The sequence below is a fragment of the Mesorhizobium sp. CO1-1-8 genome (assembly GCF_020164875.1).
GTDB lineage: Bacteria > Pseudomonadota > Alphaproteobacteria > Rhizobiales > Rhizobiaceae > Mesorhizobium.
This window is the reverse complement of sequence record NZ_JAIUGZ010000004.1, coordinates 341,538-364,817: the sequence shown is the minus strand read 5'-3', so window position 1 is coordinate 364,817 and position 23,280 is coordinate 341,538. Positions and strand designations below refer to the sequence as shown.

Here is a 23,280-nt window from a genome sequence, read left to right as displayed (position 1 = left end):
CACAGCCATGAAAGGCAGGTCCTGTGGATGGACCGTAGTCGAAAAAAGCCGTCCCCAAACTTGTCCCCAGTCGCCCGACGAAGCTGACAGCGCATCGAATTGTGGACAAACTGCCATCTGATACAGTCGCCTCCGACAGGCCCGTCTTTTCATCCCGCTTTATCCACAGAAGCCCACAGCCCCAGGTGACCCCTGTGAACAAACCCCAGAGCTTCTTCCACCTGCACCTGATTTCCGACGCCACCGGCGAAACGCTGCTCGCCGCCGGCCGGGCGGCTTCGGCGCAGTACAAGGACGCACGCGCCATCGAGCATATCTATCCGCTTATCCGCACCGAAAAGCAGGTGGCGAAGGTGTTCGAGGATATCGAAGAGGAGCCGGGCATCATCCTCTATACGGTCGTCGACCAGAAGCTGGCGCGCGGCATCGACGAGCGCTGCGCGGCCATGGGCCTGCCCTGTGTTTCGGTGCTGGAGCCGGTGCTGACCGTATTCCAGTCCTATCTCGGCACCCCCGCCGGCCGTCGCGTCGGCGCCCAGCATGTTCTCGACGCCGAATATTTCCGCCGCATCGACGCGCTCAATTTCACCATGGACCATGATGACGGCCAGCTGCCGCTCAACATGGACGATGCCGATGTCGTGCTGATCGGCATCTCGCGGACGTCGAAGACGCCGACCAGCATCTATCTCGCCAACCGCGGCATCAAGACCGCCAACATCCCGATCGTGCTCGGCGTGCCGGTGCCGGAAAGCCTGGTTGCCGCCAGCAAGCCGCTGATCGTCGGGCTGATCGCCACCGCCGAGCGCATCTCGCACGTCCGGCAAAACCGCATCCTCGGCAACAGCAGCTCGTATGAGGCATCAGACTATATCGACCGCGCGGCGATCAGCGAAGAGCTCGCCTATGCCCGCAAGATCTGCACGCGCCATGGCTGGCCGATGATCGACGTCAGCCGCCGCTCGATAGAGGAAACGGCGGCGGCGATCGTTGCCCTGCGCGGGAAGAATAGATAGTTGGAGCCGTGCGCAACCACAGGCTTGAGATAATGTCTGAAACGTCGCGATCCCTCGCGCCCGGCAGGCAAAGGGGGGCGCTGTCCCGCCAACCTTTGGCAACACTGTGCACTGCGGCGGTCAACGATCAACCGGGTAAAAAATCATGACCGAAAAACTCATCCTCGCTTCCGGCAGTCCATTCCGCAAGGCGATGCTCGTCAATGCCGGCGTCGACGTCGAGGCGGTTCCGGCCGATGTCGACGAGCGCGCGCTCGAGTCGCCTTTGCAGGATAGCGGTGTCTTGCCCGAGGACGTCGCCCTGGTGCTGGCCGAAGCCAAGGCCACAGAAGTGAGCGAGCGCAGGCCGGGCGCCCTGGTGCTCGGCTGCGACCAGACGCTGTCGCTCGGCGACGAGGTGTTCCACAAGCCGGCCGACATGGAGGGTGCCCGCCGTCATTTGCTGGCGCTGTCGGGCAGGACCCACCAGCTCAACAGCGCCGCTGTTCTGGTTCGCGACGGCAAGGTTTTGTGGCGGCATGTCGGCATAGCCTCGATGACCATGCGCAAGCTCGACCCGGCCTTCATCGGCCGCCATCTCGCCCGCGTCGGCGTCAAGGCATTGGGAAGCGTCGGCGCCTACCAGATCGAAGGCGAAGGCATTCAATTGTTCGAGAAGATCGAGGGCGATCATTTCACCATTGTCGGCCTGCCGCTTCTGCCGCTGCTGGCCGAGCTGCGCACGCTGGGAGCGATCGATGGCTGAGGCATCAAAGAAAGCGTTCGTCACCGGCCATCCGGTCAAGCATTCGCGCTCGCCGAAGATACATGGCCACTGGCTGGCCAAACATGGCATCGACGGAAGCTACCAGGCCATCGATGTCGCGCCGCAGGATTTTGCCGTGTTCGTGAAAACGCTGCAGGCAAACAATTACCGCGGCGGCAACGTCACCATCCCGCACAAGGAAGCGGCCTTCGCATTGGCCGAACGCCGCGACCAGGCGGCGCAAGAAATCGGCGCCGTCAACACGCTGTGGTTCGAGGACGGCATTTTGTGGGGCGGCAACACCGACGGTCACGGCTTTGCCGCCAACCTCGACGATCATGCACCGGGCTGGGCAAGCAAGGGTCCGGCGGTGGTGCTCGGCGCCGGCGGCGCGTCGCGCGCCGTCATCCATGCGCTGAAGGAGCGCGGCGTTGCCGACATCCGCATCGTCAACCGCACTCTGGCCCGAGCGCAGGAATTGAGGGATCGTTTCGGCGCTGGCGTGTCGGCGCATGGCATGGCGGCTACGGATGAACTGCTCGGCGATGCCGGCCTGCTGGTCAACACCACGGCACTTGGCATGCATGGCAATGAAGGCCTGTCGGCCGATCCCGCCCGGCTGCCGGACCACGCCATCGTCACCGACATCGTCTATGTGCCGCTGGAGACTCCACTGCTTGCGGCGGCGCGCGCCAGGGGCCTGAAGACGGTCGACGGTCTCGGCATGCTGCTGCATCAGGCCGTGCCCGGCTTCGAGCGCTGGTTCGGCATCAGGCCGCGGGTGACGGCCGAACTCCGGGCGCTGATCGTCGCCGATCTGGTGCCGGAGCCATGATCGTGCTCGGCCTCACCGGCTCGATCGGCATGGGCAAGTCGACGACGGCAAAGATGTTCACTGACGCCGGCGTGCCGGTCCATGATTCCGACGAGGCGGTGCATCGCCTCTATGCCGGCAAGGCGGCGCCTCTGGTCGAAGCCGCCTTCCCCGGCACCACAATTGCCGGGGTGGTCGACCGGACAAAACTTGGCGCGCGCGTGCTCGGCGACACCGCCGCGCTGAAGCAGCTTGAAAACATCATCCATCCGCTGGTGCGCGCCGACGCCGATGCCTTTCTGGCCAGGCATCGTAACGCCGGCGAATCGATCGCTGTTCTCGACATTCCCCTGCTGTTCGAAACCGGCGGCCGCAACCGCGTCGACAAGGTGGTCGTCGTCACCGCCCCGGCCGAGACCCAGCGAGAACGCGTGCTGGGGCGGCCGGGCATGACGGAAGAAAAACTGGCATCGATCCTCGCCAAGCAGGTGCCGGATGCGGAAAAGCGCCGCCAGGCCGATTTCGTCGTCGACACCGGCCAGGGGCTGGACGCCGCGCGGGCGGAGGTCAAGGCCATCATCGCCGAACTCTCCGGGGATAAGTCCGGCAAGGCAGGCTCCTGACGGCAGGCCGTCAGCATTGCCCATTGCCATTTTGTTCCGGTCTCATGATTCTGCTCCTTTGGAGCGACTGATTCGATGCGTGAGATCATCTTCGACACGGAAACCACCGGCCTCGATTCGCGCGACGACCGCGTGATCGAGCTGGGCGGCGTCGAACTGGTCAACCGCTTCCCGACCGGCAGAACCTTCCACCATTACATCAACCCGCAGGGTCGCGCGATCCACGCCGAGGCACAGGCGGTGCACGGCATCAGCGCGACGGACCTCGCGGGCAAGCCGACCTTTGCCGAGATTGCGCAGGAGTGGCTGGACTTCACCGACGGCGCCAGACTGGTCGCCCACAATGCCACTTTCGATGTCGGCTTCCTCAACGTCGAATTCGGCCGGCTCGGCCACCCCATCATCGACAATGGTCTCGTCGTCGACACGCTGGCGCTGGCGCGCCGCAAGCACCCGATGGGCCCTAATTCGCTCGATGCGCTCTGCCGGCGCTACGGCATCGACAACACCAGGCGCACCAAGCACGGCGCCCTGCTCGATTCCGAATTGCTGGCCGAGGTCTATATCGAACTGATCGGCGGCAAGCAGGCGGCCCTTATCCTCGACAGCGCCACCGCGCCGGCGCAAGGCGAAAATGTCCGCCAGATTGAGATCATCATTAGCCAGCGCCCGGCACCCCTGCGGCCCCGCCTCACCGAAGCCGAACGCGACGCGCATGCCGGCATGGTCGGGACGTTGGGTGAGAAGGCGTTGTGGTTGAAGGTTGCGGCTGGCTAGCGGTAAGGTGGAGGCCGGTTGGCAACGAGGTTGGTAGAGCCGACCCTCGAAATTGGCTGCAGAGCCCTCGCGCCTTCGTCATCCTAGGGCGGAGCAAGAAGCGAAGCGACGCGGCGCAGACCCTAGGATCCATGCCGTGACGTTTGCCTTAGAATGCAACGGATCAGGATGTTCTCCCGACGCATTGCCCGGTAGCACCAATCTATGACCGGCTATGTCTACATGACCGCAAGTCAAAAGCGGGGGCACCATCTATATCGGTGTCACTAATGATCTCGGCCGCCGCGTGCCGGAGCACAAATCCGGCAAGGGCGCAGGTTTCACCAGCCGCTACGGTGTTCATCGTCTGGTCTGGTACGAAGAGTATTTCGATATCACCGATGCCATCCAGCGCGAGAAGTCGCTGAAACGCTGGCCGCGCCAATGGAAGATCGAATTGATCGAAAAGGCCAATCCGGAGTGGTTCGAGCTGTTTCGCGGGACGGGTTGGTAGCGCACTCCATCCTGCTACGCTTTGGTCTGTAGCAGGCGTCACGGCATGGATCCTAGGGTCTTCGCGACGTCGCTTCGCTCCTGCTCCGCCCTAGGATGACGAAGGTATGATGGCCTGAGCCCAATCGCAGATGCCGGCCTCCAAAGCAAAAAACCCGGCGCGAGGCCGGGCTTTCACAATCGTGGCAGGCAGACCTCAGCTCACCTTGACCTTGGACGCCTCGTCCTCAGCCAGCTTCTGCTGGAACATCTGGGCGAAGTCGATCGGGTCGAGCATCAGCGGCGGGAAGCCGCCATTGCGGGTTGCCTCGGCGATGATCTGGCGGGCGAACGGGAACAAAAGGCGCGGGCATTCGATGAACAGGATCGGCAGCATGTGCTCCTGCGGAAAGCCTGCGATGGCGAACACGCCGCCATAGACCAGCTCGACATTGAACAGCACTTCCTGGTCGAAGGACGCCTTGGCGTTCAGCGTCAGATTGACGTCGAACTGCTTGTCGGAGAGCGGGTTGGCGTTGACGTTGACGTTGATGGCGATGCCCGGCGCCTTGTCGCGGCCGCGCAGCGAATTCGGGGCGCCGGGGCTTTCGAAGGACAGGTCCTTCACATATTGCGCCAGAACGTTGAGCGACGGCTGCGCCGCATTGCCGTTTCCGTTGGCTGCGCCGACCGGCGCGTCATCTTTGCTGGCCATAAGCCTTGTCCTCTTGCCTGGGCAGCGTCGCTGACCGAATTGAAATCGGGCGTTCGCTACCATGGCGGGGATGACAAGACAAGGTTTGCCGCCTTGCTTCCCGGCTGCGGATATAGATGGGGCGGCGCCCTAATCGTCCTTCAGGCGGCGCCAAGGCGAGTTGTGATCCGGGCCGCGCTTCAGATCGTCCTCGCGCGAATAGTCGCCGTCTTCGAGGTCGATGACCCTGTCGCGCTGACGGCCGCGAAAGCCGCCGGTCGAGAAATTGGTGGCGACGACAATACGGCCCTTGAACCGGCTCCAGGCAAAGTCGCGCAACGGTGGCAGGAACAGCAGCAGGCCGATGATGTCGGTGAGGAAGCCGGGGATGATCAGGAGGATCGCCGCAACCACGATCATGGCGCCGTGCGCAAGGTGGCGGCTGGGGTTCTGGCCGGCGGCCATCTCGGTGCGGATGCGGGCCATGACACCAAAGCCCTGGTGCCGGAGCAAAAGCACGCCGGCGATGCTCGAGGCCAGCACGAGGCCGACCGTCGCCAGCGCGCCGACCTCACGGCCGACGATCACGAAACCGGCGATCTCCAGCAGCGGAAGCGCGAGGAGAAAGAAGGGAAGCAGCGAAATGCGCAAGTCTTGCCAACCTTTTTCGATCGTTATGACCGTTTCGATTGTTTTGGCCGCCAGCGAGCAATCGCCGCTGGCACTGAGGCAGTTAGATAGGTATGCCTGCCTTTGATTTGAATGATTGCGCCTTGCGTTCTATATGCTTTGAATGTTGAACGCTATGCGACCGTGGCCATTGGGCCTGACGGTCCGGCCACAGGGCAGGGATTGATTGGCGGAAGATATGGGATTCTTCGACTTCGGCACGATTTTCTTCCTGATTGCGGCGGTGGTCATCTTTTTCCAGCTGCGCAACGTGCTGGGCCGCCGCACCGGCAGCGAACGGCCGCCCTTCGATCCCTATTCGGCGGCTCGCACCGGCGACAAGGATGCCGCCCAGAAATCCGAAAACGTCGTCTCGCTGCCGCGCAAGCGCCCGCCAGGCGAACCGGCTCCCGACACCTATGCCGCGATCGACGCTTTCGCCAAGCCCGATACCGACCTCAACAAGGGCCTGCGTAGCATCAAGGACAATGATCCGTCCTTCGAGCCGAAGGGTTTCGTCGACGGCGCCAAGATGGCTTACGAGATGATCGTCATGGCCTATGCCGACGGCGATCGCAAAACGCTGAAGAACCTTTTGTCGCGCGAGGTCTATGACGGTTTTGTCGCCGCCATCGGCGAGCGCGAGGCCAAGGCGGAAAAGATCCAGTCCTCCTTCGTCGGCATCGACAAGGCCGACATCGTTTCGGCCGAGATGAAGGGCGGCGAGGCGCATGTCACGCTGCGCATCATCAGCGAGCTGATTTCGGCGACCCGCGACAAGGCCGGTGCCGTCATCGATGGCGACCCGGAAACCGTCGCCGAGGTCAAGGATGTCTGGACCTTCGCCCGCGACACGCGCTCGCGCGATCCGAACTGGAAGCTCGTCGCCACCGAGGAAGAAGACTAGTTCGGAAACCCGCGGCGAGGCTCCGGTGTCGCTATCGCCTCTTTTTGTCGAGAAAGCCTTCGGCGATCTGCCCGGATGGGACGATGACGACCATTCGGCGGCCTTCGCCGCCTTTCGCCGCTCGGCCTTCCATGTCCTGACCAAACCCTATCGCAGCGGTGCGCTCGGCGTCGACTTCGACGCCTTTGCCGATGCCTACGCCGAGGCCCGGACCGTTTCGCCGGCGAATCGGCCGCCGGTTTCGACCCGCGGGGAAGCCCGCGCCTTCTTCGAGCGCCATTTTGTCCCGGCGCTTATCCCTGCCGAGAATGCCGGCGCCGGGCTCGTCACCGGTTTCTATGAACCGCAAGTCGAGGCTTCACCGGTGCGCACGGACCGGTTTTCGGTGCCATTGCTGTCGCGCCCGGCCGATCTCGTCGATATCGACGAAAGCAACCGGCCGGCCGGCCTGGATCCTTACCTCGCTTTCGCGCGCCAGACGCCGGCCGGGCCGGTCGAGTATCCCGACCGTGGCGAGATCGAGCGTGGCGCGCTTGATGGCAAGGGCCTGGAAATCGCCTGGCTGGCCGACAAGGTCGATGCCTTCTTCATTCACGTGCAAGGTGCCGCACGCCTCGCCATGACCGACGGCCGGCTTGCCCGCGTCACCTATGCCGCCAAATCCGGCCAGCGCTTCACCGGGCCCGGCAAGATCCTGAGCGAGATGGGCGAAATCCCGCTCGAAAAAGTGACGATGCAGTCGATCCGCGCCTGGTTCAAGGCGCATCCGGACCGCGTCGACGAGATCCTGTGGCAGAACCGCTCTTACATCTTCTTCCGCCCGGCCGATGTCGAGGACGCGGCCCTTGGCCCGATCGCCGCCGCCAAGGTGCCGCTGATGCCGGGCCGCTCGATCGCCGTCGACCGCCTGCTGCACACATTCGGCACGCCCTTTTACATCGACGCGCCGACGCTCACCGCTTTCGACGCAAAACCATTCCGCCGCCTGATGATCGCGCAGGATACCGGCTCGGCCATCACCGGACCCGCGCGGGGCGACCTGTTCGCCGGTTCGGGCGATGCCGCGGGCGAGATCGCCGGCGTGGTCCGCAATGCCGCGGATTTTTACGCGCTGATCCCACGCGCGCTCGTTGCGGGTGCGGTCCGATGACCCGGCGCCCGGACAAGCTCAGCGAGGACGACCGGGTTCTGTGGAACCTGGTGGCGCGCACGGCCAAACCGCTCAAGGGCAAATTTGCCGTCGACATTCCTGAAATCCCTGCAGAGGTCAGGCCAAGTCAGTCGCAACCGGTTCAGCCCATGGCCAATCCGGGCGGCGCAGCCAAACCGAAGACGCAGCATGTCGCCCACGCGCTCGACGAGCCGACCTTGGACAAGCTGTCGAAAGGCCGGCTGCCGATCGAGGGTCGCGTCGATCTGCACGGCATGACGCAGGACGAAGCCTATTCGCTGCTGTTTTCATTCCTGCACCGGGCGCATGCCGGCGGCGTCCGCTATGTCCTGGTCATCACCGGCAAGGGCTCGTCCTCCGGCGGCGATGGCGTGTTGCGGCGCGCCGTGCCCGCCTGGCTGTCGACGCCTGCCTTCCGGCCGCTCGTCTCCAGCCACGACCATGCCGCCCGCAATCATGGCGGTTCGGGTGCGCTCTATATCCGGCTGCGGCGGGCGCGCGCGTGAGGAGTTCGTTCATGAGGGTGGGGGCATGACCCCGTTCGGCGAAAAGTTGCGGACGCTTAGAAGCGAACGCGGTGTCCGCCAGAAGGACATGGCGGCGGCGATCGGCGTCAGCGCCGCCTATCTGTCGGCGCTCGAACATGGCAGGCGCGGTGCCCCGACCTGGACGCTGATCCAGAAGATCATCGGCTATTTCAACATCATCTGGGACGATGCCGAGGAACTGGCGCGGCTGGCCGAGGCCTCGCACCCGCGCGTAAAACTCGACACGTCGGGTCTTTCCCCCGCTGCCACCGAGCTTGCCAATCTGCTGGCGGAAAACATCGAGAAACTCGACGAAACCGAGCTTCGCCGCATCACGGCATCGATCCGCGCGGCGTTAAACCAGCGGCCGTAGTCCGACGGTCTGCGCGGGTGCTCGCCTGCCTCACGAGGAAACTGCCCGCCGGCGGACCGCCAGCGGGCACAGTGGTGAGATCATTTCTTGCCGGCGGTGCCGCCATTTCCGCCCCGGCCATGATCGCCGTGGCCGTTATTTCCACCACCCAGGCAGTCCGACGCCCCGGCATCACCGCAACAGCGGCCGGACCAGAGGTCGTTGAGGTTGGTTTTGGCACAGCTGGTGGTGGTCTGATCGGCCATGGCGGATCCGGCCATGCTCGACACCGCGACAGCGGCAAGAAGGGTGTTTCGCAGAAAAGCAGTCATCTGAAGTCTCCATGGTTGGTTTCGGTTCACGGCTGTGTGTCGCAGGCGGGAGCGAAATGGTTCACGGAGAAAAGGGGAATTCTGTCGGAGGCTCCTCGATTTCGTCATCTGCGGGCGAAGCGGACGCGGACCGGAGGATTCATGCCACGAACTGCAAGCGTCGCGGCGGTGCAAAAGATATGTGATGCCGGCATCGCTGACGAAGCGATGGATGCTCCCGGAAAAATCCGTATTTACTGCACCGCGCCGACCAGAACCTGCTGGCCACCGCGGATCGAGACCCAGCGGCCGGTGTTGTCGATCGCCTGTCGCTTGAGGAAGCGGTAACCGGTCGCGTCCCATGGCTTGACCTTGTCGGTCAGATTGTCGAGCACATAGTCGCCCTCGTCGGTGCGCACCGTCAGCACGGCGTGGCCCTCACCGTCAGGCTTGCGCACGACGGTGATCAGAAGATCGGCAAGCGAGATGCTCATGCGTGAAAGCTGGCGCCGCTTTTCCAGCACATAGTCCTCGCAATCGCCGACGCCCTTGTCGGGATAGGCCCAGACCTCGTCCTTGCCGTAGATGTCCATGTCGCTCATCGGCTTGACGGCGGCGTTGACCCTGGCGGTGACATTGAGAAGCTTGCGCATCAGCCCGTCGCTCATCGGAGCCGGCGCCAGATTGGTCGGGCGGATCGAGCACTCGGCCGGATGCAGCTTGCAGAAATCATAGTGGCCGATCGGCTGCGAGGTGAGGCCCCCGGTCGCCATCGCTCCACCCGCCAAAGCCGGTGCCACCCAGCCTGCCGTCATTGCCAGCCCGGCCGCCACATACATGCGCAGCCGTCGCGCCATCGATGAGGAAATCATTGTCCCCGCTCACCCTTTGTTATTAACGAAAGGTTAAGGGGGATTTACAGTCCGTGTCAATTACGACGACAGTCGGATTGTCGGCATGGTTACCCGAGGGGCTGGACAGCGGCACTTGTGCAACAGAATCGGCCAGCCAGCCGGCTTTTACCGATCAATTTCACGGTTTGTCGCCGTTAAGCTTGGTTTACGCAGGTCATCGTCCCGAAACCTGCAATTTTGGGCGACCTGCATTATCTCTTGGCGGCGCGGACCAGCTTCGGCTTCACCGCGACACGCTCCTGGCGGCCATAGCTGGTGATGAAGTCGACAATGCGCGGCACGATTTCGGAGCGGAAGCGCGAACCGTTGAACACGCCGTAATGGCCAACCGCCGGCTGCATGTAGTGGGCGTGCCGCTCAGCCGGGATATTGGGGCACAGATCATGCGCCGCCTTGGTCTGGCCAAGGCCCGATATGTCGTCGTTCTCGCCTTCGACCGTGAACAGCGCGACGTTGCGGATTGCTGACGGATCGATCCTGGTGCCGCGATGCGTCATCTCGCCCTTGGGCAAGGCCTGGCGCACGAAGACCGTGTCGACGGTCTGCAGATAAAACTCCGCCGTCAGGTCCATGACCGCCAGATACTCGTCGTAGAAATCGCGGTGCTTCTCGGCATTGTCGCCATCATGCTTCACCAGATGCATGAAGAAGTCCTTGTGGGCGATGATGTGGCGGTCGAGGTTCATGCTCATGAAGCCGGACAGCTGCAGGAAGCCCGGATAGACCTCGCGGCCGAACCCTGGCACCGGCCAGGGCGCATGCATCACGACATTGTCGCGGAACCAGTCGATGCCCTTTTCCTGTGCCAGCAGATTGACCGCGGTCGGGTTGCTGCGGGTGTCGATCGGGCCGCCCATCAAGGTCATGGTCGAGGGCACGAAGGGGTCGCCCTTGGTTTCCATCAGCGCCACGGCGGCCAGCACCGGCACGGAAGGCTGGCACACCGCCATCACATGCGTGTCCGGCCCCAGCGCATGCAGCATGTCGATAACGTAGTCTATGTAATCGTCGAGATCGAATTGACCGTCGGCAAGCGGCACCATGCGGGCATCGACCCAATCGGTGATATGCACGTCGGCATAGGGCAGCATGGCTTCGACCGTGCCGCGCAGCAGCGTCGCATAGTGGCCCGACATCGGCGCCACGATCAGAAGCTTCGGATCGGGCTTGCGCCCGGCAGGGACAGTGCGCTCGAAGCGGACGAGATTGCAGAACGGCTTCGACCAGACGGTCTTTTCAGTGACCTCGACGCTCTTCCAGTCGACCACGGTCTTGGTCAGGCCGAAGGCCGGCTTGCCGTAGCGGCGCGTGGTGCGCTCGAACAGTTCGGCCGTCGCCGCGATCGAACGGCCCCAAGGCGTGTGGGAAAACGGATTGAGCGGATTGGAGTAGAACATCCGCACCGCGTCGGCATAGAGGCGCGCCGGCTGCAGGGCCGCGTGGTTCATCTCATAGAGCTGGTAGAACATCGAGAACCCCGCTGCTGCCTGCGACCGAAGGGACGACGAGCCGCGCCGAGCCCTAGATGTCTCGCGGGGAAGTTAACAACTAATTGCTGCGATGCAATACGTCACGCTGCGTGACCAATGCTTCTTTGGTTCAACGCCATGGAAATCGGGGCCGAACGGTGCCAGCCGGCTCAGTGTGCGGCTGCGAAATGTGTAGGTAGTGTGTCCGGCCCCTCTTGCCGGACACCCGACCATGATCCCGAAAAGTGGATTCCGGTTTTCGGAAAGGTCATGGTCGAAGAAACAGTCACTCTAGACGCGCGCCATGCACACGGACGTGTGGCCGGAGCCGATGAAGCCGAGCTGGCCGGCGGCACCCTTCGACAGGTCGAGCACGCGTCCCTTGATGAACGGACCGCGATCGTTGATGCGCACGACGACGCTGCGGCCGTTGTTCTTGTTGGTGACCCTGAGCTTGGTCCCGAAAGGCAAGGTGCGATGCGCGGCGGTCAGCGCCGACGGGTTCATGCGCTCGCCCGATGCGGTCCTGGAGTGCAGGGCGTACCACGAGGCGCGACCGCACTGGCTGGCCGCGGTTGCCGTAGATGCGCCGACCATCAGGCCAGCAGCGATCGTTACCGCGACAAGCGCGGTCTGTTTTGGGTTCTTCATATTTGAGGGATGGCTCCGTTTTTGACAGACCCCAGCCGTTAGGTGCCAAATAAGGCGCGAAATGCGGCAGTGATCTGGCGGTTCCGTGGCAATGGCACACGTTTGGAGTCGCTGGGTAACAGTCTGTCAGGGGGTTTCCGGCGCGCGATGATCAATCAATGATGATCTTTGTCCCGCTGTCAGGCCTCCGTTTGACAAGATCGAACATTAATATCCAAGTAGAGTCGGGCACGGTCGGGCCACTTCCTTTGGCTCTTTTATCGCGGCCCCGATGCTGCAACCAATCGACTTCAAAAGGGAGATCCGGCAATGAGGCTGACCAAAAATCTGCTGGCGTTGATTGTGCTTGCCGTCGGCGCGCTGTGGTCGCTGCAAGGCATCGGCGTGGTCGGCGGCAGCTTCATGACCGGCCAATCGCAATGGCTCTATATCGGCCTCGTCACCATGCTGGTCGGGCTGGCGGGGCTGGTCTGGGCGAACCGGTAGGGGTGCGCTACGGAATGGGCGCTGGCGATCTGTGGCGCCCTCCTCTGTCCTGCCGGACATCTCCCCCTCTAGTGAGGAGATTGGCCGTCATCACTGCTTTCGCCAATCTCCATCGTGGAAGAAGGGCAGCGAGGCCGAAGCTGCTAATCTCCCCACTAGAGGGGGAGATGCCCGGTAGGGCAGAGGAGGGCGTGTCCCGCCCACATCTCGAAGTCTGCCCCTAACCTATTCGAACAGCCGATCCAAAATCTTACCCTCGAGCCGGGCCAACTCCACCGAACCCCGCCGGCGCGGCCGTTCCACGGCCACATCCAGATCAAGCGCGATCCGGCCTTCGCTGATCACCACGACCCGATCGGCCAGCGCAACGGCTTCGGCGACATCATGCGTGACCAGCACGGCCGTGAACTTCTGCGCGATCCAGATGCGTTCCAGCAATTGCTGCATCTCGATGCGGGTCAGGGCGTTAACGTCGCGGAAGGATCCTCGGGTCTTGCGACGGAGCTTCGCTCCTGCTCCGGATGACGAAGTTAGGCACGCTTCGGTACTCAACTCTGTGCCTCACGGACGAATGGTAGGTCTTAGCCAAGTCAATATCAGGCAAATCCATACCCTAAACCCCCATCGATTTGAAAACTTATCCCGCGTGTTAGCGGGTAAGTATAGTAATCTTATCGACATTGAGACTGGAGGCGACGATGAGCAGTCACCATCGCGATGATCGCGCTTCGGCCGTCAGAGTCGTGCGCTTTGTGTCCCTGTGGGCACAAGATCGCCAAAATGGCCAGCGCGGCGTGAAAACGAAGCAGAAGCAATTTATGTCTCATGCGGGCTTGGACGCGGCGGCAACGCACGCCAGGTGTTTTGCAACCGATGGTTCTACGCCGTCGCATGACAGAGAAATTTTGATCTCATGCTCACCAAAAAAGGCAAGTACGGCCTCAAGGCGCTCGTCCATCTCGCGCGATTGCCGGCCGGACAGCTCGCCTTCGTTGGGGATATCGCCACCGGCAACAACATCCCGAAGAAATTTCTCGACGCCATCCTGGGCGAGTTGCGCAATGCCGGCTTTGTCCAGAGCCGCAAGGGCAAGGATGGCGGCTATCGCCTGGCACGCCCCGCCGACGAGATCAAGGTCGGCCATGTCGTGCGCGTCCTCGACGGTCCGCTGGCGCCGATCCCCTGCGCCAGCCGCACCCAGTACCAGCGCTGTGAAGATTGCAACGAGGCGACATGCCAAGTCCGACATCTGATGCTCGAGGTCCGGCAGGCGATCGCCGAGGTGCTCGATCAGCGCAGCCTCGCCGAAATGCGCGATATTGCGCTCGACGACCTTCCGGTCGCGAGGGCCATCGACGACATGCCCGTTGCGAGGGCCATCGGCGATCTGCCGGTCGCGGTGAAGGTCCAGGCCTGACGCTGGCGCTGCGCACCGCGAAGGCAGGCCTATGACCGGGCGTGCCAACTCCATCATCATTGTCGGCGGCGGCGCCAGTGGCGTCGTGCTGGCCGCACATCTCCTGAAGTCGCCCAATCCGGATCTGCGCGTCACGCTGATCGAAAGGCGCCCGCATTTCGGCCAGGGCATCGCCTATTCGACGCTGCTGTCGGCGCATGTCTTGAATGTCAGCGCCGCCGGCATGAGCGCCTATGCCGACGATCCCGGCAATTTCTGGCGCTGGCTGCAGGAACGCGGTCTGGCAACGCCCGAGCAGGCGCCCTTCTATGCACCGCGCAGCATCTATGCCCGTTACCTCGGCGAGTTGCTCGACGAGCTGCAGGCGCGCGAAAAGCAGACCGGGCGGCTTCGGCTGATCCGCGAGGAAAGCCTCTCGATCACGCCCACCGCATCCGGTGTCGAAGTGGCGCTGGCCAACGGCACCAGCGTCGTTGCGCATCTCGCCGTGCTGGCCACCGGCCACGACGAGGAGCCGGCGCAAGGCCATGCCATCAGGATGGGATCGGAAGCCGACACAGCACTTCCCCCCGATGCCAGCGTCATGGTGCTGGGCACCGGCCTCAGCATGGTCGATGCCTTCCTGGCGCTGGAACAGCGCGGCCATCGCGGCGACATCATCGCGGTGTCGCGGCGCGGCCTGCTGCCCTCGCCGCATCGCAAGGGCAATCCGATCAAGCTCGACGTCGCCGATATTCCACTCGGCACGCAGCTCTCCTATTTCGTCGGCTGGTTCCGCGACCTGATCAAGGAAAACCAGAAAGCCGGCGTCGACTGGCGCGACGTCGTCGACGGCCTGCGGCCGTTCAATCAGAAGATCTGGCAGAACTGGCCGGCTTCCGCCAAGCGCCGCTTCGTCGAGCACACCAAGGCCTGGTGGGACATACACCGCCATCGCATGGCGCCCGAGGTTTACGCCCGCGTCACCGAGGCCGTGCAATCCGGCCGCATCCGCCTGGTCGCCGGCCGCGTCGTCGACATCGCGCGCAACGGCGAATTCACCGTCCAGGTCCAGTCGCGCCACACGCAGCGCCTCGAGACCTTCGAGGTCGCCCGCATCTACGATTGCTCCGGCATCGTCAGGGACATCTCGACCTCGTCGAACAGCGTCGTGCGCTCGCTGGTCGACCGCGGCCTGGCACGGCCGGATCCGCTGCGCATCGGCCTCGATGTCTCGGCCAAATGCGAGATCATCGCCGGCGACGGAACCGTTTCGGCCAAGATCCTCGCCGTCGGCCCGCTGACCCGCGGCACCTTCTTCGAGATCGACGCGATTCCGGATATCCGCGTGCAGTGTGCAAGGCTGAGCAAGCAACTGCTGGGGTAGAAAGCTGCACGCAAGGCCCCCACGCCGTCGTCATCCTAGGGCAGAGCAGGAGCGAAGCGACGTCGCGGAGACCCTAGGATCCATGCCGTGACCTGCGAATTCTGCGGCGGTGCAAATCTATCGATGCGTGAGAGATGCCTCCAAATTATTTCTGCACCGCTGCATTCTTCGACCAATGTCGCGGCATGGATCCTAGGGTCTGCGCTCCGCTTCGCGTCGCTTCGCCCTAGGATGACGAACGCGCGGAGGCTTCGTCCAACTTTGAGGCGATGATGACCGCTGCCAATCAAACCGGAATTTCATTCCGCATCTGGCCGGTTGATTGGCACGATCTATCTTCTTTCAGACTGCAAAGGGCTGGAAAAGAGGATACGCTGCCGCTCTGCCCATATGAGATGATGAGGCTGGGCGGTCGCTTGGTCATGGAGCATCGATATGAGCGAGCACGAGATCGCCGCGGCCGACGAATTGTCCCGCCTGCGTCCGCCTTACAAGTCCGTTCTCGACCTCATCGGCCAGACGCCGGTTGTCGAGCTGACCAAGTTCGATACCGGCAAATGCCGGCTGTTCATCAAGCTCGAAAGCCAGAACCCCGGCGGCTCGATCAAGGACCGCATCGCGCTGTCGATGATCGCCGCGGCTGAAAAGCAGGGCAAGCTCAGGCGCGGCGGCACCATTGTCGAGGCGACGGCCGGCAATACCGGCCTCGGCCTTGCCCAGGTCGGCATCCCCAAGGGCTACCGCATCGTGCTGGTGGTGCCCGACAAGATGTCGCGCGAAAAAATCCAGCATCTGCGCGCGCTCGGCGCCGAGGTGCGCATGACGCGCTCCGATGTCGGCAAGGGCCATGCCGAATATTACCAGGACATGGCCGAGAAGATCGCGGCGGAAACGCCCGGCGCCTTCTACGCCAACCAGTTCGCCAATCCGGCCAATCCGCTGGCGCATGAAACCACCACCGGCCCGGAGATCTTTTCGCAGCTCGACGGTGATGTCGATGCCGTGGTCGTCGGCGTCGGCTCGGGCGGCACGCTGACCGGGCTTGGCCGCTACTTCGCAAAAGTGTCGCCGAAGACCGAAATGGTGCTGGCCGATCCCGTTGGCTCTGTGCTGGCGCCACTGATCAAGACCGGCAAGATGGAAGAGGCCGGCAGTTGGACCGTGGAAGGCATCGGCGAGGATTTCGTGCCGCCCAATGCCGATCTGTCGCTGGTCAAGAAGGCCTATTCCATCCCCGACAAGCAGAGCATGCTGGCGGTGCGTGACCTCTTGTCGAAGGAAGGTATCCTCGCCGGCTCATCCTCAGGCACGCTGCTGTCCGCCGCCCTGCGCTATTGCCGCGAGCAGACGGTGCCCAAGCGCGTCGTCACCTTCGTCTGCGACAGCGGCAACAAGTACCTGTCGAAAGTATTCGACGATTTCTGGCTGGCCGAGCAGGGACTGGCCGAGCACGAACAGCATGGCGATCTGCGCGATCTGGTGATGCGTTCGCACCGCACCGGCGACACCGTCTATGTCGGCCCGGACGAAAGCCTGCTCAACGCCTATGGCCGCATGCGCCGCTCCGATGTCTCGCAGCTGCCGGTGCTCGACAATGGCAAGCTCGTCGGCATCGTCGACGAAAGCGATATTCTTGCTCATGTCGACGGCCCCTACGACGGCCGCTGGGAGCGCTTCAACGGCCCGGTGCGCACGGCGATGACCTCCAACCTGCACACGCTGCAGGCCAGCCAGACGCTGGATGCGCTGCTGCCGGTCTTCGACCGCAACGAGGTCGCCATCATCTTCGATGGCGACGAGTTCGTCGGCCTGATAACCCGTATCGACCTGATCAACCATTTGAGGCGCGCACGATGACTGCTGAAACACCATCGCCGGGCAAGAACCGTCTGGCTTTCTCGACGCGCACCATCCATGGCGGCCAGAGCCACGACCCGCTGACCGGCGCGGTGATGGTGCCGATCTACGCCACCTCGACCTTTGCCCAGCAGTCGCCCGGCGTGCACAAGGGCTTTGAATATGCCCGCAGCCAGAACCCGACGCGCTTTGCCTTCGAGCGCGCGGTCGCCGACCTGGAAAGCGGCTCGGCCGCCTTTGCCTTCGCCTCCGGCCTGGCCTCGATCGCCACGGTGCTGGAACTGCTCGATTCCGGCGCTCACATCGTCGCCACCGACGACATCTATGGCGGCTCCTTCCGGCTGATGGAGCGGGTGCGCAAACGCTCCGCCAATCTGCAGGTCTCGTTCGTCGACTTCACCGACCTCGCCGCCGTCGAGGCGGCGATCCGGCCCGAGACAAAAATGCTCTGGGTCGAGACGCCGACCAACCCGCTGCTGCGCATCGTCGACCTCGAAGGCGTCGCCGCACTCGCCAAACGCAAGGGCATTTTGTCGGTCGCCGACAACACCTTCTGCAGCCCCTATATCCAGCGGCCGCTGGAGCTCGGCATCGACATCGTCGTCCACTCGACGACCAAATATCTCAACGGCCATTCCGACATGGTCGGCGGCGTGGCGGTCGTCGGCGACAACAAGGATCTCGCCACCCAGCTGAAGTTCCTGCAGAACGCCATCGGCGCCATTTCGGGTCCGTTCGACAGCTTTCTGGCGCTGCGCGGGCTGAAGACGCTGGCGCTCAGGATGGAGCGACACTCCGCCAACGGTCTGAAAATCGCGCAGTGGCTGGAAGCGCGCCGCGACGTCCGCCGCGTCATCTATCCCGGCCTCGCCAGCCACCCGCAGCACGCCGTCGCCGTCCAGCAGATGCACGCCTTCGGCGGCATGATCACAGCCGTGCTCGACCGCGACCTAGCCGGCACGAAAAAGTTCCTCGAACGCACGCAATTGTTCACGCTCGCCGAAAGCCTCGGCGGTGTGGAGAGCCTGATCGAGCATCCCGCGCTGATGACGCATGGCTCCATTCCGGCGGAGAAGCGGGCCGAGATCGGCATATCGGATTCGCTGGTGCGGCTGTCGGCGGGGATAGAGGATGGCGATGATCTGATCGCCGATCTGGACCAGGCATTGGGGGGATAGGCAGCGATCCTTCCTACCCCCCTCTGCCCTGCCGGGCATCTCCCCCGCAAGGGGGGAGATCGATGTCACTTCGGCTTTCGCCAATCTCGAACGTTGCAAGATGAGCGGCAGCATGGAAGCTGCCAATCTCCCTCCTTGCGGGGGAGATGTCCTGCAGGACAGAGGGGGGTGCTGTCCCGCCGACATCGCATATCGTCTTCACCGTCCCGACGGTCAGCAGCTTCGGGCATCCTTCAGCCAAATGCCGTTGACCCCGCCCCCCAACTGGCCGAAGTGTAGCGCCCCATGGCCACGCGCGAACCTCCCAAACCCACCGAAACGCCCCTCACTTTCGCTATCTTGGTGTTCCCCGGCTTTCCGATGATGGCGTTCAGCTCGGTTATCGAGCCGCTGCGCGCCGCCAATGTCTTGGCGAAGCGGGAATGCTATCGCTGGATTATCGTCGGCGGCACGAAAGGTGCGGTCGAGGCCTCGAACGGCGTCGTCATCCAGCCGGGTTTTTACGCGGAGGACGCGCCGAAGGTCGACCGCATCGTCGTCTGCTCCGGCGGCGATGCCGATCACCTCGTCGCCGAGGACGCCGCAAGCTGGATCCGCAAGAGCCTGCGCAACGGCGCCCATATCGGCGCGGTGGCCGATGCCGCGTTCTTCCTGGCGCGGGCCGGCCTGCTCGACGGCCATGCCTGCACCTTGCACTGGACCAGCCAGGCAGCCTTCACCGAAGCCTTCCCCAACATCGAGCTCAGGCGCGACCTCTATGTCATCGACCGCAAGCGCTTCACCTCTGCCGGCGGCGTCGGCAGCCTCGACATGATGCTGGAGATCATCACCCGCGACTACGGCGCCGAGCTTGCCGCCGGCGTCGCCGAATGGTTCGTGCACAGCCAGCTGCGCTCCAGCATCGACCGCAAGATGATGCCGCTGCGGCTGCGCACCGGCGTGCAGAACGAGCTGGTGCTGTCGGCCATCGCCATCATGGAGGACGCGGTGGAAGAGCGGCTCGGCATGGCCGAGCTGACCGCGAAACTTGGCGTTTCCTCCGACAAGCTCGAGCGCAGTTTTAGGTCCGAACTCGCCATCTCGCCCAACGGCTATTACCGGCGGCTCAGGCTGAAGCGCGCCGCCGATCTGCTGGCGCATTCAACGCTCGCCGTGCGCGACGTGGCGCTGGCCTGCGGCTTTGCCTCGATGTCGAGTTTCGCCCGGGCGTTTCGCGAGGAGCACGGGCATCCGCCAAAATTGGCGAGACGGCATTAGGGCGTTCCACATCGGGCAGGTCGAGTTCCTTCACACCCCCCTCTGTCCTGCCGGACATCTCCCCCGCAAGGGGGGGGAGATTAGCAGCTTCGATCTCACGCCCTCTCTTGAACGATGAAAATTAGCGAAGGCCGAGGAGACATCCGATCTCCCCCCTTGCGGGAGAGATGTCCGGCAGGACAGAGGGGGGTGCTGTCCCGCAGGCGTTCCGAATTGGCTCCAGCGGCATCCCGCACAACACCTGCGGTTTTCCGCACAATCATTCCTCGCCTGCTGCGCCATGCTAAAACCTTGCAACCACCCAAGGCCAGGTACCCCATGAGCATCGTCGTTTTCGACCCCGACAGCACCGAGGATGTGGACTTCAAGGACCGGATGCGCCACCCCGCGGCGGCCGATCCGGCCGGCGGCATGTGGCTGTCGGACACCGAGCCGTCCTTCATCGATGCCGACGCCTTGCGCAAAGGCCGGCTGGCGAAACTGCGCGGTTGGATGCGCGAGGCCGGCTATGGCGGCGTCGTTCTCTTCGACCCCTACAACCAGCGCTACGCCACCGGCTCGCGCAACATGTTCGGCTATTTCCTGCGCAACTCGACCCGCTATTTCTTCATCCCCACCGACGGGCCGATCGTGCTGTTCGAATATCCGCAGAGCTACCATGTCTCCATGGTGCTCGACACGATCGACGAGGCGCGGCCGTCCAAGCTGGTCTGGTCGTCGGTGTCCGGCCGCGACGACGAGACCGCCGGCCCCTTCGCCGACGAGATCGCCGAGCTTTTGAAGCAGCATGGCGGCGGCTCGATGAAGCTCGGCCTCGACCGCTGCAGCCATCTGCAGGCGCTGGCGCTCGAAAAGCGCGGCTGCGAGGTTCGCGATTGCCAGGGCGAGATCCTGGCGGTGCGCGCCGTCAAGACGCCCGAGGAAGTCAAATGCCTGCAGGTGTCGATGGCTGGCGCCGAGGCCGCCGTCTACGCCGTGCGCGAGGCGATCAAGCCCGGCGTCTCCGAAAACGACCTGTTCGCCATCATGTATGGCGAGGTCATCCGCCAGGGCGGCGAGTTCATCGAGACGCGGCTGCTCACCTCCGGCCAGCGCACCAATCCGTGGTTCAACGAGGCCAGCGGCCGCAAGATCCGCCCCGGCGAACTGCTGGCGCTCGATACCGACACGATCGGCTGCTACGGCTACTATTCCGATTTCTCGCGCACCTTCCGCTGCGGGCCGGGTCAGCCGACCGCCTACCAGAAGTCGCTCTACCGCATGGCGCACGACCAGGTTCAGCACAACATCTCGATCGTCAAACCCGGCATGGCGTTCCGCGAGATTGCCGAAAAGGCCTGGAAAATCCCCGACCGCTTCGTCGACCAGCGCTACACCTCGGTCATGCACGGCGTCGGCATGCATGGCGAAACGCCCTTCATCGCGCATTCCATGGACTACGAGACCTATGGCCGCGACGGCCATATCGTGCCAGGCATGGTGGTGAGCGTCGAAAGCTATATCGGCGAAAAGGGCGGCCGCGAGGGCGTCAAGCTGGAGGACGAGATCCTGATCACCGACACCGGTACAGAGCTTCTGTCGCGCTTCCCCTATGAGGACGAGTTTCTCGCGTGAAGGCTCCCATCGCCATCAAACCCGGCACCGTGGCCGCGATCTTCATCGACCTGCAGGAAGAGCACCGGCAGGACAGCCGCTACCTCGTCGACGGCTACGCAACGATCCTTGCCAATGTCCAGCGCCTGCAGGCTGCGGCGCGCGAAAACCATGTGCCGCTCTACCACTGGGCCTACATCGTCGATCTCGACAGCCAGGACCGGCCTTTTCATCCGGTCGGTGAGGACGGCAAGTCGGCCTTCTCTGACAAGAGCGATCCGCTGACCGAGATCTGCCATGAGGTGGCGCCGATCAATGGCGAGGCGCTGCTGATCAAGGCCGAGGCCAGCGCCTTCCGCACCGGTCCGGCGGCCCGCGACATCAAGTCTTCAGGCATCGAATGGCTGGTCGTATCAGGCGTCTGGACCGAGGCCTGCATCGACGCCACGGTCAAGGACGCGGTGGCGAAGGGCTTTCGCGTGCTGCTGGTCAAGGATGCCTGCGGCAGCGGCAGTGCCGCCATGCATCAGACCGGCATCCTCAACCTCGCCAACCGGCTCTATGGCGGTGCTGTCACCGACACCGACGGCGCCTGCCGGCTGCTGGCCGGCGAAACCATCTCCGCCTGGCAGGTCGAGGGCTCGGTGCCGCTGCGCTTCAGCTTCGAGAACGCGGCCGCGCTTTACGCCGATCTATGACTGCCGAAAGCATGACGCGCGGCAAATACGAAACGAGGCTCGACCCGGCGCTGTGGGCCTATATCGACGCGGTCAACGCCTGGTATCCGCCCGAAATCCTCGGCCTGCCGATCGACAAGCAGCGCGCCGTCTATGATAGGATGAGCCGCGCCTTCCACCAGGGCCGCCCGCCTGAGGTCAAGGCCAGCGACGGCCTGATCGCCGCCCCCGGCCGCGACATCCCGGTGCGGCGCTACCAGCGCGCCGGCAGCGTGGCACGGACCATGGTGGTCTACTTTCACGGCGGCGGCTTCATCCTCGGCGGGCTCGAAAGCCATGACGACATCTGCGCCGAGCTCTGCGCCGGCACCGGCTTCGACGTGCTGTCGGTCGACTACCGGCTGGCGCCGGAGCATCTTCATCCCGCCGCCTTCGACGATGCGGTGGCGGCCTTCGAATGGGCGGCTGTGAGATCAGGCCTGCCGCTGGTGCTGTGCGGCGAAAGCGCCGGCGGCAATCTCGCCGCCGCCGTGGCGCAGGCGACGCGCCGCCATATCAGGGCCGCGATCGGCCAGGTGCTGATCTATCCCGACCTCGGCGGCCCCCTATTGGGCGGCAACGACCGCGCCGGCTCCCATGTCGAGCACGGCGAAGCACCGCTGCTGTCGCTGCACGACGTCGCCTTCTACCGCGACGTCCGCGCGGCCAAGCGGCAATCGCAGGACGATCCGACCTTCTCGCCTTTGCGCGACACCGACTTCTCCGGCCTGCCACCAACGGTCATCGTCACCGCCGAGTGCGACCCGCTGTCGTCGGATGGCGAAACCTATCGCGACCGCATTCTGGGGGCCGGCGGCAAGGCCTGGTGGCACGAGGAGCCGAGGCTGGTGCACAGTTTTCTGCGTGCCCGCACCACGGTGCCGGCGGCAGCGGCAGCGTTTGCGCGGATTGTTGCGGCGGTTGGCGCGCTGGGCCGGGGTGAGTGGCCGTATTGAAGCGCTAATCTCCCCCCCTTGAGGGGGAGATGGCCGGCAGGCCAGAGGGGGTCGTCTCGCGTGAAGCGCCGGCATCCTTTTTTCAACGCAGTAGGTCGCGTCCCGTCGTGCCGACCCCCCTCTGTCGCCTTCGGTGACATCTCCCCCTCAAGGGGGGAGATTGGCTGTCCACCCCCTGCGGAACCCCGCACAATCACTGCGGAAAACCGAACACTCCCCAGCGTCACCCCGCTCTATCATCGGCCGAGGCAATGGCGTTCCGGCGATCGCATCCTCCCCCACGAAAAGCGATCGACCGGGGCGCCATTGGTTTCGTGCATGTCGTTGTCCCAAAACCGCTGCG

At 63.8% G+C, this 23,280-nt stretch carries 24 protein-coding genes and 2 pseudogenes; 19 read left to right on the top strand and 7 right to left on the bottom strand.

Going from position 1 to position 23,280, the window contains the following annotated elements; genetic code table 11:
• The first annotated feature begins 101 nt into the window (after positions 1-101).
• The 6 genes and pseudogenes from LB558_RS10750 (at position 102) to LB558_RS10725 (ending at position 4,468) form a co-directional block, all read left to right on the top strand.
• Positions 102-1,016, top strand: coding sequence for a pyruvate, water dikinase regulatory protein (locus LB558_RS10750; protein ID WP_412033459.1), 915 nt, complete (start codon positions 102-104; stop codon positions 1,014-1,016).
• Between the two features lie 145 nt (positions 1,017-1,161).
• Positions 1,162-1,761 (top strand): Maf-like protein, encoded by a 600-nt coding sequence (locus LB558_RS10745; RefSeq protein ID WP_224697532.1) that lies wholly within the window; start codon positions 1,162-1,164, stop codon positions 1,759-1,761.
• On the top strand, positions 1,754-2,596 hold the full coding sequence (locus LB558_RS10740) for a shikimate dehydrogenase (RefSeq protein ID WP_224697531.1): 843 nt from the start codon (positions 1,754-1,756) through the stop codon (positions 2,594-2,596). The genes LB558_RS10745 and LB558_RS10740 overlap by 8 nt, the downstream gene beginning before the upstream one ends.
• Positions 2,593-3,198, top strand: coding sequence for a dephospho-CoA kinase (gene coaE, locus LB558_RS10735; protein ID WP_224697530.1), 606 nt, complete (start codon positions 2,593-2,595; stop codon positions 3,196-3,198). The genes LB558_RS10740 and coaE overlap by 4 nt, the downstream gene beginning before the upstream one ends.
• A gap of 75 nt (positions 3,199-3,273) precedes the next feature.
• The gene (gene dnaQ, locus LB558_RS10730; protein WP_224697529.1) at positions 3,274-3,975 is read left to right on the top strand and encodes a DNA polymerase III subunit epsilon; all 702 of its coding nucleotides are present in this window, start codon (positions 3,274-3,276) and stop codon (positions 3,973-3,975) included.
• Between the two features lie 204 nt (positions 3,976-4,179).
• Positions 4,180-4,468, top strand: a pseudogene (locus LB558_RS10725) (GIY-YIG nuclease family protein).
• Positions 4,469-4,663: 195 nt separating this feature from the next.
• Here the strand turns inward: LB558_RS10725 and secB are convergent.
• Positions 4,664-5,161 (bottom strand): protein-export chaperone SecB, encoded by a 498-nt coding sequence (gene secB, locus LB558_RS10720; RefSeq protein ID WP_023813420.1) that lies wholly within the window; start codon positions 5,159-5,161, stop codon positions 4,664-4,666.
• A gap of 129 nt (positions 5,162-5,290) precedes the next feature.
• Positions 5,291-5,791, bottom strand: a complete 501-nt coding sequence (locus LB558_RS10715) for an FxsA family protein (RefSeq protein ID WP_224697528.1) — start codon at positions 5,789-5,791, stop codon at positions 5,291-5,293.
• A gap of 217 nt (positions 5,792-6,008) precedes the next feature.
• Here LB558_RS10715 and LB558_RS10710 point away from each other — a divergent pair, with 217 nt between their 5' ends.
• Genes LB558_RS10710 through LB558_RS10695 form a run of 4 tightly spaced genes read left to right on the top strand, consistent with a single transcriptional unit; the run spans position 6,009 to position 8,787 of the window.
• Positions 6,009-6,716 (top strand): Tim44/TimA family putative adaptor protein, encoded by a 708-nt coding sequence (locus LB558_RS10710; RefSeq protein ID WP_127398597.1) that lies wholly within the window; start codon positions 6,009-6,011, stop codon positions 6,714-6,716.
• Positions 6,717-6,741: 25 nt separating this feature from the next.
• Complete coding sequence (locus LB558_RS10705; RefSeq protein ID WP_224697527.1) at positions 6,742-7,866, top strand: murein transglycosylase A; 1,125 nt, start codon at positions 6,742-6,744, stop codon at positions 7,864-7,866.
• A complete protein-coding gene (locus LB558_RS10700; protein WP_224697526.1) occupies positions 7,863-8,393 on the top strand; it encodes a Smr/MutS family protein in 531 nt (176 codons plus the stop codon). The genes LB558_RS10705 and LB558_RS10700 overlap by 4 nt, the downstream gene beginning before the upstream one ends.
• A gap of 25 nt (positions 8,394-8,418) precedes the next feature.
• Positions 8,419-8,787 (top strand): helix-turn-helix domain-containing protein, encoded by a 369-nt coding sequence (locus LB558_RS10695; protein WP_013528719.1) that lies wholly within the window; start codon positions 8,419-8,421, stop codon positions 8,785-8,787.
• A gap of 80 nt (positions 8,788-8,867) precedes the next feature.
• Here the strand turns inward: LB558_RS10695 and LB558_RS10690 are convergent, their stop codons facing one another.
• The 4 genes from LB558_RS10690 to LB558_RS10675 form a co-directional block, all read right to left on the bottom strand.
• Positions 8,868-9,032, bottom strand: a complete 165-nt coding sequence (locus tag LB558_RS10690) for a hypothetical protein (RefSeq protein WP_224697525.1) — start codon at positions 9,030-9,032, stop codon at positions 8,868-8,870.
• 299 nt (positions 9,033-9,331) lie between these two features.
• Positions 9,332-9,949, bottom strand: a complete 618-nt coding sequence (locus LB558_RS10685; RefSeq protein WP_224697524.1) for a transglutaminase-like cysteine peptidase — start codon at positions 9,947-9,949, stop codon at positions 9,332-9,334.
• A gap of 233 nt (positions 9,950-10,182) precedes the next feature.
• A complete protein-coding gene (locus tag LB558_RS10680) occupies positions 10,183-11,460 on the bottom strand; it encodes a polyhydroxyalkanoate depolymerase (protein ID WP_224697523.1) in 1,278 nt (425 codons plus the stop codon).
• A gap of 291 nt (positions 11,461-11,751) precedes the next feature.
• Positions 11,752-12,111 (bottom strand): septal ring lytic transglycosylase RlpA family protein, encoded by a 360-nt coding sequence (locus tag LB558_RS10675; RefSeq protein ID WP_224697522.1) that lies wholly within the window; start codon positions 12,109-12,111, stop codon positions 11,752-11,754.
• Between the two features lie 309 nt (positions 12,112-12,420).
• Here LB558_RS10675 and LB558_RS10670 point away from each other — a divergent pair, with 309 nt between their 5' ends.
• Positions 12,421-12,597 (top strand): hypothetical protein, encoded by a 177-nt coding sequence (locus LB558_RS10670; RefSeq protein ID WP_224697521.1) that lies wholly within the window; start codon positions 12,421-12,423, stop codon positions 12,595-12,597.
• Between the two features lie 225 nt (positions 12,598-12,822).
• Here LB558_RS10670 and LB558_RS10665 read toward each other — a convergent pair.
• Positions 12,823-13,068: pseudogene (locus tag LB558_RS10665) on the bottom strand (ABC transporter ATP-binding protein); the annotation flags it as partial.
• A gap of 442 nt (positions 13,069-13,510) precedes the next feature.
• On the opposite strand from LB558_RS10665, the gene LB558_RS10660 reads away from it, so the two are divergent.
• The 8 genes from LB558_RS10660 to LB558_RS10625 all read left to right on the top strand — a co-directional run bounded on the left by LB558_RS10660 (position 13,511) and on the right by LB558_RS10625 (position 22,937).
• Positions 13,511-14,014, top strand: coding sequence for an RrF2 family transcriptional regulator (locus LB558_RS10660; RefSeq protein ID WP_224697520.1), 504 nt, complete (start codon positions 13,511-13,513; stop codon positions 14,012-14,014).
• A 31-nt stretch (positions 14,015-14,045) separates the two neighbouring features.
• The gene (locus tag LB558_RS10655) at positions 14,046-15,380 is read left to right on the top strand and encodes an FAD/NAD(P)-binding protein (protein ID WP_224697519.1); all 1,335 of its coding nucleotides are present in this window, start codon (positions 14,046-14,048) and stop codon (positions 15,378-15,380) included.
• Positions 15,381-15,815: 435 nt separating this feature from the next.
• On the top strand, positions 15,816-17,237 hold the full coding sequence (locus tag LB558_RS10650) for a pyridoxal-phosphate dependent enzyme (protein ID WP_027040340.1): 1,422 nt from the start codon (positions 15,816-15,818) through the stop codon (positions 17,235-17,237).
• A complete protein-coding gene (locus LB558_RS10645; RefSeq protein ID WP_224697518.1) occupies positions 17,234-18,415 on the top strand; it encodes a trans-sulfuration enzyme family protein in 1,182 nt (393 codons plus the stop codon). The genes LB558_RS10650 and LB558_RS10645 overlap by 4 nt, the downstream gene beginning before the upstream one ends.
• Positions 18,416-18,700: 285 nt before the next feature.
• Complete coding sequence (locus LB558_RS10640) at positions 18,701-19,672, top strand: GlxA family transcriptional regulator (RefSeq protein ID WP_224697517.1); 972 nt, start codon at positions 18,701-18,703, stop codon at positions 19,670-19,672.
• 318 nt (positions 19,673-19,990) lie between these two features.
• Positions 19,991-21,286 (top strand): M24 family metallopeptidase, encoded by a 1,296-nt coding sequence (locus tag LB558_RS10635; protein ID WP_224697516.1) that lies wholly within the window; start codon positions 19,991-19,993, stop codon positions 21,284-21,286.
• The gene (locus LB558_RS10630; RefSeq protein ID WP_224697515.1) at positions 21,283-21,963 is read left to right on the top strand and encodes an isochorismatase family protein; all 681 of its coding nucleotides are present in this window, start codon (positions 21,283-21,285) and stop codon (positions 21,961-21,963) included. Before LB558_RS10635 ends, LB558_RS10630 begins: the two co-directional genes overlap by 4 nt.
• Positions 21,960-22,937, top strand: coding sequence for an alpha/beta hydrolase (locus LB558_RS10625; protein WP_224697514.1), 978 nt, complete (start codon positions 21,960-21,962; stop codon positions 22,935-22,937). Before LB558_RS10630 ends, LB558_RS10625 begins: the two co-directional genes overlap by 4 nt.
• Positions 22,938-23,280 lie beyond the last annotated feature (343 nt).